A 15,910-nucleotide genomic window follows, 5' to 3' on the forward strand; every position below is an offset into this window, starting at 1 on the left:
GAAATAGTGGCTCAGAGTTCTTGATCAAAGAAACAAAAGAAAAGGATAGAATATGTCACAACACACACCGTCTCTGTCATTTGAAGTTTTTCCTCCAAATCCTGAAGTAGGCAATGCCAAACTCTTACGTGCCTTGGCAAATATGCAGGAGCTAGCTCCTCACTTTATTAGTGTGACCGCTAGCAATAATAAATACAATATCAAAGAGACGACAGTTGCTTTAGCCAATTACATTCAAAATGAATTGTCTATTCCGACGATTGCTCACTTGCCAGCCGTCTATTTGAGCAAGGAAAAAGTGGCCGATACTCTTCATGAGTTAGATGAAGTAGGGGTTCATCGGATTTTGGCTCTGCGTGGGGATATTATCCCTGGTGTGGAACCTTTAAAAGACTTTCGTTATGCAACGGATCTGATTGAATTTATTAAAACAGAAGCGCCCCATTTTGAGGTGATTGGTGCCTGCTATCCTGAGGGACATCCGGATTCGCCCAACCAAATTTCAGATATTCAAAATCTTAAAAAGAAGGTCGATGCAGGGTGCTCTAGCTTGGTCACTCAACTTTTCTTTGACAATGAGCGTTTCTATGATTTTCAAGATAAGTGTACCTTGGCTGGGATCAATGTTCCTATTCATGCAGGAGTGATGCCGATTCTCAATCGCAATCAGGCCCTTCGTCTCCTTAAGACTTGTGAAAATGTTCATATCCCACGGAAGTTTAAAGCCATTCTAGACAAGTACGAGCATGATCCTGAGTCACTCAGAGCAGCAGGACTTGCCTATGCAGTCGATCAAATCGTTGATTTGGTCACTCAAGATGTGGCAGGTGTCCACCTTTACACCATGAACAATGAAGATGTCGCTTACCACGTCTACCAAGCAACAAAGGCGTTATTTGATCATCAACCGAATTTTGAAGGGAATTAATCAACACTTTTAGTAGGAAGTGTAGAGATTGAGAAAGAAAATTTCTCAGTCTCTTTTTATTTGGATAAATTACTTGCTAAAAGCCAACTTTTTTTTTATAGTATTAATATGAAGTTTTTGGAGGCGCTTGCAATGAAGAAAGATCTCACGTTAAAGTTATTTGGACCCCCTAAGGTTGTTTTCAATCAGAAAACTATTCGGTTTTCTTTTTCGAAGATGGAGGCCTTGCTTTATTATTTAGCGGTCATGGGCCAAGTTAACCGTGATGAAATAGCCGGTATCCTTTGGGGAGATAAGGAAAACCATGTAGCTCGCAAAAACTTACGGAATACGGTTTACCAAGTCAATAAAATCTTTGAGGGAGATATCATTGTCTCACCAAGCCGGAGCAGTTTGGCCCTTAATCCTGACTTGAGTCTTTCTTTAGATGTTCAGCTCTTTGAAAGAGACCCATTAAGTGCCTTGGATCTCTATCGGGGAGATTTTCTAGAGGGTTTCTATGTCAAGGATGATGAAGACTTTGACCAGTGGGCTTCTCGCAAACGAGATGCTTATAGGAAGCTCTATGTCGAAAGTTGCTACCAAAAAATTGAGCAGGTCGGTTTTGCAGATCCTAGTATAGAACTCTTGCTCCATCATTTGGTAGAGTTGGATGAATTTGAAGAGAAAAACTACCAGCTCTTAATGGAGTATTATAGCTTCCATCATCAGCTAGGAAAATTTTTTGAGACCTATTATAAGCTAGTCGATTTATTGGATCGCGAGCTCAGTGTGCGTCCCAGTCGAGCGATTGAGGAACTTTATCACTCGGTTTTGGAAGCCAAACGAACTCATAAACTGACCAATCGCTTGAATATTCGTGAACTTTCCTTCTTTGGTCGGAAACAAGAACTCTCGCAACTCGAGGAATACCTTTCCTTAGTCGAGACGGGTGAGGCGGTAGGTCCTTTTCTCGTGATGGGGCAATCTGGAACAGGTAAGAAACGTCTGTTGCGGCAGTTGGTCTTGATGTCCAATCGCAGTTTTAACTTTATCAAGGCGGAAGGAAAAGCTACTAGTCAACGCTACGAAGGAAGCACCTGGAATGATCTCAGACAAGCTCTAGAGAAACTGGGGGATGAGATGGGGATTTCCCTTCTGGAAGAGGAGGATGATCTCATTTCGGTATGGAATCAGCTTCAGATCCTTAGCAAAGAAAAACCGCTCCTGATTCTGCTTGAAAATGCCCAGTGGATCGATGCAGTGTCTCTAGAAAAAGTGAAACAACTAGAGGAGAGAAGAAACCAGGAGAAATGGCAACTGATTTTTACAGCTGAAGAGCCTCTGCCAGCTTCTTTCGTCAACTTCTTGGGGAGCTTGAAGGTAGAGAAAAGGCTGTCTCAACTAGAGTTGACCAATTTTGATCCAAGTGAAAGTCGTGCCCTCTTGAAAGGGGAACTGGGAGCAATAGAGCCGGCAGTGATGGAGCAGATGGTCGAATGGAGTGAAGGCAGTCCGTTCTTACTGTCCAGCTATATCGAAGAGTGGAAAGAAAATGAAAATTTAGAACCCTTGCCTGATATCATTCAAGCCTATCTTTCTCAGGAACTTGGGGATATGAGCAGTGAAGAAGAAGCTCTTCTACACTACCTATCTTGTTTTCATAAGCCAATTTCTCTGTCTATCTTGGCAGAATTGACGGCTACAGAGCTTCCTGTTTTGACTGAATTAATCGAGCCTTTATCTGAAAGAGCGATCGTCTCAATCGTAGAAGAAGACGAGGCTCTCTTGGTTCAATTCTGCAAGCAATTGGTAGCTATGTACTTTTACCATCTTCTTTCGCCAGCTAGACGGCGGCTCTTCCACCAACAAATTGCGCAAAAATTGGAAGAAAGCTTAGAAGATTCGACGGACCTTCTTCTTTATAAGGAAATTGCCTACCAATATAAGCAATCGCAAAATCTCTTGCGCTCCTTATCTTTTGAGTTGACCTACTTAGAAGAAATCCTTCAGCTGGAGCATGAACTGTTTCCGATTTATTCCAAGGTAGATGAGGGGTTCCTATCAGATGGTACAAATAGCCGTTTGGACATTTTTGGAGAGCTATCCCGTCTACGCCTAGAATTAGATAACCTCTTTTCAAGGCACCAAAGAGATAGAGAATACAAGCATTTACAACTGCGTTACTTGTACCTAGAAGGTCGCTATTTTATTCGAAGTGGGGAGTATCAAAAGGGGATTCATGATATCCAAAAAGTCATCTCCTATGCGCGGGAACTCAAGCAATCCGACTTCCTCTTAGAGGGTTATCGGCAAATCATTTATTATTGCATTCAAACGGAAAATATCTCTGAGATGGCTTATTATACAGATTTGGCTTTGGAAGATGCCATCCAAGCCAATAATCATGAGGTCATCGCGATCCAGTTGCGTTTGAAAGGCTTGTATCACCTGATGGTTGGGGATGAGGAGCAGGCGACCCGGCATTTGTATCGCTCCATTGATTGCTTTAGTTTGACCAATAGCATGCAGGCCAAGTATGCCATTCAAATTGCAGCTTCTTTGGCCTACCTCGCTGAAATCGAGCAAGTGAGAGGCCATTTCCAAGTAGCGGTCACACACTTAGAAGAGGTTCTGCGTTTAGTGGGAGATCAAGCTGTTGATTCCGTCCGCGTCGTCTTTGATATTGATCTTGGGATCGCCTATTATTGGAAGGGAGATTTGATCCAAGCTCGCCGCTGTTTTGACAGAGCTCAGAAAATTTTGTCCAGTGTTCGCTTCCCTTGGAAGGAAGAATTGCTCGAATTTTATCAATCCTTAGTCGCCTGTCAGCAAGGAGATCAAGAAAAGGTTGCGGATTATCTGGCTCGAAAAGAAAGGACGATGAATCCATCTGCTAATTCACGGGATAAGGGGATGGTTCATTATCTATTAGCTTTCTTATCTAATCAAAAGGAGAAGGGGGAAGAGCTCGATCCTGCCCTGAGGACCTTCTTGAAAGAAGATAAGAATTACTACAAGAAGGTGGCAGAACAACACTTGAATCCTTACAGAGATCGTCAGTTTCTTAAGAAATTAAAAGACATGTAGTGTCTCTTATCTAAATCATAAGTGAAGGATAAGAGGCCATGCCTCCTTTCAGGCAAAGATCATTGTGTCTGAAAACGAAGAAAAAGCATAGAAATACCCTAGCAATGAGTGTTTCTATGCTTTTTATGTGTGTAGAAATCTTCTTAGTTCAGTTTTTGTTGCGCCAATATTTGGGTCAAGTAAAAGATAAAGGTCGCAGCAAGGTTTGAAGTATGGTTGTCTATGTCATGAGGAGGAGAAACTTCCACGACATCAAATCCGATTAGTTTGCCACTGGCAGCAATGTGTTGGAGAAGCAGGAGAGCCAGTTTAGGATCGACACCAAGTGATTGGATGGCACTAACACCGGGAGCAGAGCCGACTGCAAAGCAATCCATATCAATAGACAGATAGATCGCGGTTTGGTTTTCTAAAAATTGATCGATTCGATCTAGAATGGCTTGGTGGCTCATCTGGAAGAGGTCTTGCCCTGTTAAGAAATCAATGCTTGGTGTTTTAGCAACGTAATTAAAGAGGAAGAGGTTATTATTGTGCTCTTGGATCCCCAGGATGAGGTAAGGGAAGTCCTGACCTTTTTCTTTGGCGTGATCAGCCATTTGACGAAATCCCGTTCCAGAATTGGGCCCGGTTTGGTCGTAAGGACGCAGATCAAAGTGGGCATCCAGATTGATCACAGCCAGTTGTTCATCCTTTTTCAAGCTCGATTGGATCCCTAGGTAGTGGCCGTAAGCAGTTCCGTGACCGCCTCCTAGGACGATGGGTTGGATTCCTAATTGGTACATGCGCTGGATCGCTTGTGAGAGACTTTCTTGGAGTTCTTCTAGCGAATGGTTGGGCCCGTCGATATTTCCCACATCATACACTGTTACATTGGTTCCCCAGTGCCATGGAAGTTTGGCGATTTGAGAACGGATGGCTGTAGGACCCTCGACCGCTCCTACGCGCCCATTGTTGATATAGACTCCTTTGTCGCTCTTAAAGCCGATGATCCCAAAGGTCATCCCCTCAAATGGAGTGAGGGTCTCATCGTTTAGGTCTAAAAATTTGGTGACCATTCCCCATTTGGCAGTGTAGGGATTGTCCTCGATGCTACCTTGGTAGTAGCTATAGGTCATTGGATAGTAGTTTGTGAGCAAGGTCGTTGCCTCCCTTATATTTTTTGAAAGCATGCAGAGGCTGAGAAAATCGCCAGCCTCTGTTTTTGTTATATCTTTACTGTATCAGTATTGAATGCTTAAGTCAACTACTTTTTCGATAGTTGCTAAGAATTCTTCACTTTCGACAACAGCAGATGCCTTATTGAGTTCTTCAAAGATTTCGATGTCTTTGTCAAATTCAATGAAGGAAACCTTGTTGCGGATCAGGTCATAAGCTGGTTTTGTACCTTTACCAAGTTCATGATTTTCTGGTTTGAGATCCAAGGCTTGGCAGGCTGCCATGATTTCAGTAGCAACGATGCGACGGGAGTTCTTAAGAATTTCTGCTGCTTTACGAGCGGCAGTAGTTCCCATGCTGACGAAGTCTTCTTGGTTTTCACAAGATGGGATAGAATCGACGCTAGCTGGGTGAGACAAGATTTTGTTTTCAGATGCAAGGGATGCACACGCATACTGGGTAATCATGAAGCCTGAGTTGAGTCCAGGGTGTTTAACCAAGAAGGATGGTAATTTACTAAGCTGGCTGTTGACCAAGCGTTCCACCCGACGTTCAGATACGTTTCCGATTTCAGAAAGGGCGATCCCTAGGAAGTCAAATGGTTGTGCCATTGGTTCTCCGTGGAAGTTCCCGCCGGAGATGACGTGGCCTTCTTTAGTAATAATTGGATTATCTGTCACAGAGTTGATTTCGATTTCAACTTTTTCTTTTACATAAGCAATAGAATCCTTGCTAGCTCCATGGATTTGAGGGATACAACGGAGTGTGTAAGGGTCTTGGACCCGTTGTTGGGTTGCTACCGTTGTGTTCTTGCTTCCTTCAAGGAGGTTGCGGATATTGCGAGCGGTTGCCAATTGTCCACTTTGAGGACGGATGGTATGAAGGTCTTCTTCAAATGGACTGGTAATCCCATTGTGGACTTCCATTGAGAGAGCACCGGCAATGTCAGACAGTTTAAGCAATTGAATACCGTCGTAGGTTGCAAGAGCTCCGATACCGGTTAGAACGGTTGTACCATTGATTAAGGCAAGCCCTTCTTTGGCAGCCAATTGGATCTTTTCAATTCCAGCACGATCCAAGGCTTCTTGGCCACTGAGAAGTTCTCCTTTGTAGTAGGCGCGTCCAAGACCTAGCATTGGTAAAACCATGTGAGATAGAGGAGCGAGGTCTCCAGAAGCTCCGAGAGAGCCTTTTTCAGGGATATAAGGAGTGACTCCTTTGTTGAGCAATTCTAACAGTTTTTCAACAGTTGACAGACGAATGCCAGAATAACCTTTCAAGAGTGAGTTGATACGGATCAGCATGATGGCACGAACAGCATCTTCCGGAAGTGGATCACCGAAACCAGATGAGTGAGTCCGGATCAGGTTTTCTTGCAGTTGAACAGTATCTTCTGGAGAGATGCTGACATTACAGAGGGAACCAAAGCCAGTGGTTACACCATAGACGACTCGTTTTTCACGGACAATGTCATCAACGATTTTACGGGATGCGATAACGGCTTCTTTGGCTTGTTCATCAAGCTCACATTGGGCACCGTGCCGAGCTACAGCGATGACTTCTTCAAGTGTTAAGCTATTACCATCTAAATGAATCAATTGAGTCATATAAAACCTCCGATTATGAATAGTTGTTCTGTGGAAGTAGTGTTGTTTACTTCGGTTTGAATACCAAACATGGGCCCATTGTCTATTGATCATAAAAATTGAAAAGAGTCATAGAGAAAAGGGCTCAGGTTTGACATTCGTGGAGTCCTAGATGGGATAGGGAGCAAAACCGAGCTTCGCTCCCGTCTCTGTTCCCATCTACTGTGTAAAGAAAATTAGTGAGGAAGGGTTTTCGATTTATGTAGTTTATCACCGTGGAAAACAAAGTAGAGTCCACTTGCAATCACGAGACCGATGGCCCCCCAAACAAAGTTCATCATGTTGTCCCCTGCAATCATCAAGATACTGATCACAACGGCTAGAACTGGGATAACGGGACCAAATGGTACTCGGAAGGTAACCTTTTTGTCTGGGTACATTTTTCTGAGTTTGATGGCTGCCAAAGCTGTTGGAATGTATTGGAAGAAACGGAAGACAACACTAAAGGTTGCTAAGGATTCAAAAGAGCCAGATAACAAGAGTAAGAAAGCGAAGATACCAGAAATGATAATGGCAATGACAGGAGCATTCTTAGAGTTTGTTTTTCCAAGACCCTCTGGTAAGAGTTTTTCAGTTGCTAATGCGGCACCGAAACGAGGGACCATGATGGATTCACCAATGTTTAATCCAGCGATTGAAATGAGGGCTCCGTAAGAAACGAGGGGAGCTCCGATAGGGCCAATCATTTCGACAAATGCGTCTTGTACTGGTGCACCGGTTTGCATAATGCGGCCACCAAGCATGGCGATTGTTCCTGCGATGATCAACATGTAGAGAACAGATACAATACTGATAGAACCTAGGATAGCGCGGGGAACGTTCTTTTCAGGGTTGCGCATTTCCCCTGCAACGATAGACATGGTTTCAAATCCGATGAAACCGTAGAAGATGTAGACGGCTGTACTAGAAATAGAACTGAAGAGGCTTGTTCCACTTTCCAATTGAAGGAAAGGTGTGAAGTTGCCCTTGCTCACGCCACCGGAAATGAAGAAGATGGCAAAGAGTGAGAAGAGGACAATTGGAATTAATTTTGCAACAGTAGCTGTCAGAGTAAACATCTTAGAGGTTTTCAGGCCGGCAATGTTCATCAGACTCAAGAGAATCAGCATACCGATACTGATCGGAAGGTTGTAGCCTTCAAATGCTGGGAAGGTAATGATGAAGATCTTAGCAAAACCGGCTAACATGGCAGCCCAAGCGATAACGGTAACGGCCCAACCGAGAATCCCAACGTTAAAGCCAACGAAGTCTCCGAAAGCGGCTTTTGAGTATTGCATGGCTCCACCGTTTTTGTCGAAGTAGCCAGCTGTTTCAGCCAGACAGGCCGATAGTAGCATGACGAGAATGGCAACCCCGAACATGACAGCTAGAGAAGCTGGTCCGAGGCCAGAATATATTTTTTGAGGGAGGAGGAAGATACCAGATCCGATGACGGCGTTGATACCGTAAAGAGTGGCACCGCTAAAGCTGAATTTCGCTTTTTCTTGTTCCTCAATCGACTGTTTATGTGCTCCGTTCATAATGTTTCTCCTTTGTGAACATTATTGTAGTCCAGTCCAGATAGCAATCGGTTGCTCCCCAGACTGATGGGGTAAAAACGTGATTGTCATCTCTTGAAGAGGAGATGCTTGTTCGATCACCAGGAGCTCGTGAGTTTGGAGAGTTTGAGAATGATTGGTTCCCCATTTGAGTGTTAGTGGACAGAGAGCATAGATCAATTGATAGCGACTCTGACTTTTGACACTCTCTTTTGGGGATATAGCACTCATATGCCCCTGATAAGAAGGTTTGTAAATCAAATTAAAGTCTTGACAATTCCCTTGGCTAGATACAGGATCTCCCCCATCAAAGAAGTAGCTTTGAAAGGGGTTCAAAACCACTTCTTTATGGTGATGGGTGAGCCTAATGGAGGCATTTAAGGGCATCAAGATTCGGTGGTAGCCCGTGAGATCGGTAAAGTTACTTTTTTCAACCTCTACTGTTGCAGTAGAGAGGCGGAAGTCAAAGGTCCGATCTGGATAGCTTCCTCCCTCTGGGGAGAGAAAGAGTTGGGTGGTTTGGCCACCGGACCAAGTAGAAATTTGATAATCTGCGGGGGTAAGATGAAGGAGAGTCACCATAGGACGCCTTCTTTCTTAAAAGAGACCAGTGATATTGCCGTGGGCATCGATATCAATCTTTTCACTGGCAGGTGCTTTTGGTAGGCCAGGCATGGTCATAATGGTACCGGTGAGAGCTACGATAAAGCCAGCTCCGGCAGCCACCTTAAGGTTACTGATTTTAACAGTGAAGTCTTTAGGTGCTCCCATCTTCTTCGCATCATCTGAGAAGGAGTATTGGGTTTTGGCCATACAGATTGGGTAGTTTGAGAAGCCAAGAGCTTCCAATTCTTTCAGTTCGCGTTTGGCTGCTGGTGTTAAGCTGATGCCTTTACCACCATAGACTTTTGTGACGATCTTGGTCAATTTTGTTTCAATGCTGTCTTCTTCGTCATAGACATAAGAGAAGTGGTTTTCTTCTTGAGCCAGTTGAATGACTTTTTCAGCCAAGTCACGACCACCAGCTCCACCATGTGCCCAGACATCTGAGATGACCACATCTACATTGCGTCTCTTACAAGATTCATAGACAGCTTCTAGCTCTGCCTCTGTATCCAGTGGGAATTTGTTGATGGCAACGACCACAGGTAGACCATAGACTTCTTGGATGTTGGCCAAGTGTTTGTCTAGATTTGGTAGACCATCGATAACGGCTTGGACATTTTCAGTTGCCAAGTCTGCCTTGGCAACTCCACCATGCATCTTGAGAGCACGGATGGTTGCGACGAGGACAACGGCAGCAGGTTTGAGCCCGGCCATACGGCACTTGATATCGATGAATTTTTCAGCACCGAGGTCTGCTCCGAAGCCAGCTTCTGTCACGACATAGTCTGCATATTTGAGGGCTAGTTTAGTAGCCAGCACACTGTTGCAGCCATGGGCGATATTGGCAAATGGTCCGCCGTGGATGATGGCAGGAGTACGCTCCAAGGTTTGCACCAAGTTTGGATGGATGGCATCTTTGAGGACAGCTGCCATGGCCCCTCCAGCCTTGAGGTCTTTGGCTGTGACCGGTTGTCCTTGGTAGTTGTACCCGATAATGATGCGATCAAGACGTTCTTTGAGATCAAGGATATTTTCTGAGAGACAAAGAATGGCCATGATTTCAGAAGCCACGGTGATGTCAAAGCCATCTTCACGAGGAACTCCGTTTGTTTTTCCTTGAAGACCATCGACAATATGACGGAGTTGGCGGTCGTTCATGTCGACCACCCGTTTCCAGGTAATCCGACGAGAATCGATGCCCAACTCATTTCCATGGTGAATGTGGTTGTCAATCAAAGCTGCAAGCAGGTTGTTGGCAATCCCAATGGCATGGAAGTCTCCGGTAAAGTGAAGGTTGATATCTTCCATTGGAACCACTTGGGCGTATCCACCACCGGCAGCTCCACCCTTGATCCCAAAGACAGGGCCAAGAGAAGGTTCGCGCAGGGCAATGACGGCTTTTTCACCAATAGCTGAGAGGGCATCGACTAAGCCGACAGAGGTGGTTGTCTTTCCTTCTCCAGCAGGTGTCGGAGAGATGGCTGTCACGAGGATCAGCTTTCCATCTTCCTTATCCTTGAGTTGTTCCAGTTGGTTGCTATCGATTTTGGCCTTGTATTTTCCGTAGAGCGAAATGTCGTCTTCGGTCAATCCAAGTTCAGCAGCGATATCGGTGATGGGCTTCATTTGGACAGAATTGGCAATTTCAATATCCGATAAAACCATAGAATCCCTTCTTTCTTTATATTTGTTTGCTAGGTTTAAGATAATATTTGTTTGCTAGGTTTAAGATAATATTTGTTTGCTAGGTTTAAGATAGACTTTCTAAAATGGTTTGGTAAATGTTGTCTGCAAGATCAGAGCCTGTTTGGAGGAGTTCGAGACCCTTGCCGTGGTATTCTTGGACAAAGTCTTGGTCCTTGATTCCTGAAATGTTGATCAGGACGTTGAGCCAAGCCCCTTGAAGGCCAGCTTTAAGATTCAAAGCAGCTACCCCTAGGTCACTAGCTGCATTGGTGTTGGACTTGCCAACAGCTTCTTTGGTGGTTTCAAGCGCTTCAACGATGAGCTCCATCATAGAGAAAGGAGATACTGTTGCGTGTTTCAAAGCTTTTTGCATGGCTTCACGACGAGCAGCTTTCTCTTCTTCCGTTTCTTTTGGAAGATCAAAGACAGCTGATACGACGTTGAAGGCTTCTGTATCCTTGTCGATGGCTTCTAGTAATTGGTCTTGGAGGTGAGCGCTTTTTTCGTGAACCCCTTTGATGTGGTCTTCGAATTCAGCGTATTTTTTCTTTCCAATGGTCAGTTCACAGACCATTTTTGTAAGGGAAATCCCATTTGCAGCGGATAGGGCAGCAGCAGAACCACCACCTGGAGCTGGAGCATCTGAACCAAGAACCTTGGCAAACTCCGTAATACTTAAGTCAACTAGTTTCATAGAACTCCCTTTCTAACCCAACAAGTGATTTTCCAAGACTTGTTTGCTGTAGTCAAAGTCTTCTAATTGTAAGTAGTATTCAGCAGAGTCGATCAAAGCCTTAGCAGGAGCCAGTCCAATGAGTTCTGTTCCGATGATGCGAACACCATAGCGTTGCGCTTCGAAACGAACGGTTTCAACGACACGATACAATGGGAATTGTTCCAAGTTGACCATGTTAATGGAGACTTGGGCAATGTTGCGATCTTCTAGCATGACGCCGATCGCTTTACAGTACTTGTATCCACCGCTTGATCCACGAATGATTTTAGAAATCTTATTGGCAATCTCTAGGTCGTCTGTGTCAAGGTTGATATTGAAAGCAACGAGTGGCATACGGACACCGACAGCTGTAACCCCTGCAGTTGGGTGAATCTTGCGTTCACCGTAGTCTGGCTTCCAGTCTTCTTCCAATAATTTTTCTGGCATTCCTTCAAATTGTCCTTTACGCACTTTTGCCAAGTTCTTCCGTTCTGGACGAGTTGCGGCATCTTCATAAAGGAAGATTGGAATACCCAACTCACGATTGATGCGTTCGGCCACTTTATTAGCGATCTCAACGCATTCAGCTGTAGTGATATCTTTAACCGGAACGAATGGACAAACGTCTGTTGCCCCCATACGAGGGTGTTCGCCTTCGTGCTTGGTCATATCGATGTTTTCAGAAGCGTATTTCACCAATTGGAAAGCCACTTCTTGAATGCTTTCTTCATCCCCAACGAGTGTAAAGACGCTACGGTTGTGGCTGGCATCAGACGAGTAGTCCAGCAGCGTAACACCTGGAATACTTTTTGCTGTGGCTGCTAATCCGTCGATCACAGCTTGATTGCGTCCTTCAGAGAAGTTTGGAATACACTCAACAATTTTTGCCATATGATTACCTCTTTTTATAGGAGAAGTTGGGGAGGAGGAGTCTTTGCATTTCCTCCCCTTTCTCAGTTTTTATTTTTTGATGTTAAAACAATTTTTGAACGGCTTCTTTGACCAAATCTTCATCTGCCAGATAAGGAATGGTGATGTGGTCTGTTCCTGCATGGAGACGGTTGTACTCGATCGCTGTTTCAATGGCATGGTTATTCCGTGCCCAGTTCCGACGAGCAACCCCACCCATAGTGTCCCAGGCAATGGCAGACTTGATGATTTCATCGATCCGGTGACTACCGTCTAGGACGAGACCAAATCCACCGTTGATGGCTTTACCGATACCAGTACCACCACCGTTGTGGAGGGCAACGAGACTCATACCGCGAGCAGCGTTACCAGCGTAACATTGAACCGCCATATCGCAAGTGACGTTCGAACCATCCTTGATGTTTGATGTTTCACGGAATGGAGCATCTGTACCAGATACGTCGTGGTGGTCACGTCCGATCATGACCGGTCCGATCTTACCTTGGCGAATGAGTTCATTGAATTTCAATGCAATGTTAACACGGCCCATGCAATCTTGATAGAGGATACGTGCTTGTGTACCAACGACTAGTTGGTTCTTTTCCGCATCGCGAATCCAGTTGTAGTTGTCGCGGTCTTGGTAGCGACGAGTTGGATCGATCGCTTCCATGGCTGCATGGTCAGTTGCAATCAAGTCTTCGTGTTTACCGCTGAGGCAGACCCAACGGAATGGACCATAACCATAGTCAAAGAGCATAGGTCCCATGATATCTTCTACATAAGATGGCCAAATGAAGCCATCCTTGTCATCCAAGCCATTCTTAGAAATTTCCTTGATACCTGAGTCGTAAACAGATTTCATGAAGGCATTACCGTAGTCGAAGAAGTAGGTACCTTTAGCTGTCAAGGCTTTGATCACTGCAAAGTGACGAGCCAAGGTTTCATCAACCAAACGGCGGAAGGTTTCTTTGTCTTCTGCCAGCAAACGTGTCCGTTCTTCAAAACTAATGCCAACTGGGCAATAGCCACCATCATAAACGTTGTGGCAAGAGGTTTGGTCAGACAAGAGATGAACGTGGACATTGTGTTCATTGACATATTCGAGCAAGTCTACGATATTTCCATGGTAGGCAATCGAAGTGGATTCACCAGCTTCCAGTGCTGCTTGAGCCAATTTCACAGCTTCTTCGGCACTGTTGGTCACTTGGCTAATCCAGCCTTGAGAGTGACGGGTTTCGATCCGAGAGCGGTCCACTTCTGCAACGATAGCAACTGCTTTTGCGATTTCAGCTGCTTTCCCTTGAGCTCCGCTCATTCCACCGAGACCAGATGAAATGAAGAGTTTACCTGTTAAGTCGCCGTCATCAGGCACACCGAGTTTGAGACGACCGGCATTGAGAAGGGTGTTGAAAGTACCGTGAACGATTCCTTGAGGACCAATGTACATCCAGCCACCAGCCGTCATCTGACCGTAGTTGGTCACTCCCATTTCTTCAGCAATTTCCCAGTCGCGCATGTTGTCATACTCACCGATCAAGAGACCGTTGGTAATGACGACACGAGGAGCTTCCGGTTTCGATTTGAAGAGGCCAAGAGGGTGACCCGATTCAACCACCAAGGTTTGGTCTTCTGTCATGACTTCCAAGTATTTCTTGATCAAGTTGTACTGCATCCAGTTGGCACAGACAGATCCTGTTTCCCCATAAGTGACCAATTCATATGGATAAAGAGCAATTTCAAAGCTCAAGTTGTTGTCAATCATGACCTGCATAGCCTTAGCAGCTGTGCATTTTCCTTTGTACTCATCGATTGGTTTTCCATAGATGCGATCTTTTGGACGGAAGCGATAGCCATAGATCCGACCGCGAGTTTTTAGTTCTTCCAGAAATTCTGGAATCAACTCTTGGTGGAATTTTTTAGGAATGTAACGCAAAGCATTTTTAAGGGCAATTTCAGTCTGAGCTTGCGTTAAGCGGAAGCCTCTATCAGGTGCTCGACGGATGCCTTCTTGAAAAGTCGCCTTTTCAGGTAGGACATCAAAGTCAAGTTTGACAGACATAGCAGCTGCAATTTCTTTCTCGTCTATAAATGACATAGCAGAACCCTCCTTATAGTTGGACTGTGAATTTATATTTTCTTTATTGTATCGAAGAAACGTCAATAAAGAGTCAAAAAAAAATATAATTTTTAATAAAGCAAAAAAAAATGAGGGAAAAACTTTTTGACTTTTTTTTGACGCTTTTCCTGTAGAATTGTAAAATGAATAACAATGGAAATAGAAAGGAATGTTTCATATGTCTGCTGATATCCTATTAACCCACTTTAACCAATTGTTTTGTCCGAATGATCTAGGCCATCCTCTCTATGGCAAGGAGATGGCAGAGGCAACAATTCTTTCCGATGCTTATATCGCCATTAAAGATGGAAAGATTCTTGCAGTTGGGACAGGTCAACCAGATCCAGAACTGATCGATGACCATACGGAAGTCAAATCCTGTGAAGGAAAAGTTGCGACTCCTGGTTTAATTGACTGCCACACTCACTTGGTCTATGGAGGCAGTCGTGAACATGAATTTGCGAAAAAGTTAGCAGGTGTTTCTTACTTAGACATCCTCGCTCAAGGCGGTGGAATTCTGAGCACGGTTCGGGCGACACGGGAAGCTTCTTTTGACAATCTCTATGACAAGTCCAAACGACTGTTGGATTACATGTTGCGTCATGGGGTGACTACTGTTGAAGCTAAGAGTGGCTATGGTTTAGATTGGGAAACTGAAAAACGCCAACTAGATGTAGTAGCTGCCTTGGACCGTGACCATGAAATTGATCTGGTATCAACCTTTATGGCAGCCCATGCGATTCCCACAGAATACAAGGGCCGTTCCCAAGAATATTTAGATCTCATTGTGGAGCAAATGCTTCCCAAAGTGAAGGAAGAAAAGCTAGCTGAGTTCTGTGATATCTTCTGTGAAAAAGGTGTCTTTACAGCAGATGAATCTCGCTATCTGCTTTCAAAAGCTAAGGAGATGGGCTTCAAGCTACGGATCCATGCCGATGAGATCGAGTCCATTGGTGGTGTTGATGTGGCGGCTGAATTGGAATCTACCAGCGCAGAACACTTGATGGTGATTACGGATGAAGGCATTCAAAAATTAGCTGCAGCAAAAGTGATTGGAAATCTATTGCCAGCTACAACCTTCAGCCTCATGGAAGATACCTATGCACCGGCTCGTAAGATGTTGGACGCTGGGATGGCCATCACCCTAACAACGGACAGCAACCCAGGGTCTTGTCCGACAGCCAATCTCCAGTTTGCCATGCATCTGGGTTGCTTCATGATGCGCCTAACTCCAGTAGAAATTCTCAATGCGGTGACCATCAATGCAGCCTATTCAGTTGATCGTGCTAAAACAATCGGCTCTTTCGATGTTGGCAAACAGGCTGACATTACCATCTTTGATGCACCAAATCTAGATTATCTCTTCTATTTCTTTGCGACAAATCTCGTGACAGATGTCTACAAGAAAGGTCAAAAAGTCATTTAACCGACTCCATTTCATTTGGGACTTTGCTGGTTTGTAAAAATCAGCGAAGTCTTTTTTTAAAACGTATCCCTGTAGGGAATAGGACCACTTTAGTGGGAAATTAAAATTTGACGTTC

General features: G+C 44.6%; 11 protein-coding genes. 3 read left to right on the forward strand and 8 right to left on the reverse strand.

Annotated elements, in window-relative coordinates; translation table 11 throughout:
- The first annotated feature begins 52 nt into the window (after positions 1 to 52).
- Positions 53 to 928: a methylenetetrahydrofolate reductase [NAD(P)H] gene (metF, locus tag O3629_RS04100; RefSeq protein WP_070662748.1), complete on the forward strand. Its 876-nt coding sequence runs from the start codon at positions 53 to 55 to the stop codon at positions 926 to 928.
- Between the two features lie 132 nt (positions 929 to 1,060).
- The gene (locus tag O3629_RS04105; protein ID WP_371608753.1) at positions 1,061 to 3,997 is read left to right on the forward strand and encodes an AAA family ATPase; all 2,937 of its coding nucleotides are present in this window, start codon (positions 1,061 to 1,063) and stop codon (positions 3,995 to 3,997) included.
- A 143-nt stretch (positions 3,998 to 4,140) separates the two neighbouring features.
- Here the strand turns inward: O3629_RS04105 and hutG are convergent, their stop codons facing one another.
- From hutG to O3629_RS04145, 8 genes are all read right to left on the reverse strand, one after another.
- Complete coding sequence (gene hutG / locus O3629_RS04110) at positions 4,141 to 5,133, reverse strand: formimidoylglutamase (protein ID WP_371608754.1); 993 nt, start codon at positions 5,131 to 5,133, stop codon at positions 4,141 to 4,143.
- Between the two features lie 84 nt (positions 5,134 to 5,217).
- On the reverse strand, positions 5,218 to 6,759 hold the full coding sequence (gene hutH, locus O3629_RS04115; protein ID WP_371608755.1) for a histidine ammonia-lyase: 1,542 nt from the start codon (positions 6,757 to 6,759) through the stop codon (positions 5,218 to 5,220).
- 215 nt (positions 6,760 to 6,974) lie between these two features.
- On the reverse strand, positions 6,975 to 8,318 hold the full coding sequence (locus O3629_RS04120) for an APC family permease (RefSeq protein WP_371608756.1): 1,344 nt from the start codon (positions 8,316 to 8,318) through the stop codon (positions 6,975 to 6,977).
- A gap of 21 nt (positions 8,319 to 8,339) precedes the next feature.
- Positions 8,340 to 8,918: a HutD family protein gene (locus tag O3629_RS04125; RefSeq protein ID WP_371608757.1), complete on the reverse strand. Its 579-nt coding sequence runs from the start codon at positions 8,916 to 8,918 to the stop codon at positions 8,340 to 8,342.
- A gap of 15 nt (positions 8,919 to 8,933) precedes the next feature.
- Positions 8,934 to 10,607, reverse strand: a complete 1,674-nt coding sequence (locus O3629_RS04130) for a formate--tetrahydrofolate ligase (protein WP_371608758.1) — start codon at positions 10,605 to 10,607, stop codon at positions 8,934 to 8,936.
- Positions 10,608 to 10,692: 85 nt separating this feature from the next.
- Positions 10,693 to 11,322 (reverse strand): cyclodeaminase/cyclohydrolase family protein, encoded by a 630-nt coding sequence (locus O3629_RS04135; RefSeq protein ID WP_021153806.1) that lies wholly within the window; start codon positions 11,320 to 11,322, stop codon positions 10,693 to 10,695.
- 12 nt (positions 11,323 to 11,334) lie between these two features.
- Positions 11,335 to 12,234 carry a glutamate formimidoyltransferase gene (gene ftcD, locus O3629_RS04140; protein WP_003008641.1) on the reverse strand — a complete coding sequence of 300 codons (900 nt, stop codon included), beginning with the start codon at positions 12,232 to 12,234 and terminating at the stop codon, positions 11,335 to 11,337.
- 82 nt (positions 12,235 to 12,316) lie between these two features.
- Positions 12,317 to 14,347 (reverse strand): urocanate hydratase, encoded by a 2,031-nt coding sequence (locus O3629_RS04145; RefSeq protein ID WP_254727393.1) that lies wholly within the window; start codon positions 14,345 to 14,347, stop codon positions 12,317 to 12,319.
- Between the two features lie 199 nt (positions 14,348 to 14,546).
- Between O3629_RS04145 and hutI the strand changes: the two genes are divergently transcribed.
- Complete coding sequence (hutI, locus tag O3629_RS04150; protein ID WP_371608759.1) at positions 14,547 to 15,794, forward strand: imidazolonepropionase; 1,248 nt, start codon at positions 14,547 to 14,549, stop codon at positions 15,792 to 15,794.
- Positions 15,795 to 15,910 lie beyond the last annotated feature (116 nt).

Origin of the sequence: Streptococcus sp. 27098_8_12 (assembly GCF_041432115.1) — a bacterium.
Taxonomy (GTDB): Bacteria; Bacillota; Bacilli; order Lactobacillales; family Streptococcaceae; genus Streptococcus; species Streptococcus parasanguinis_V.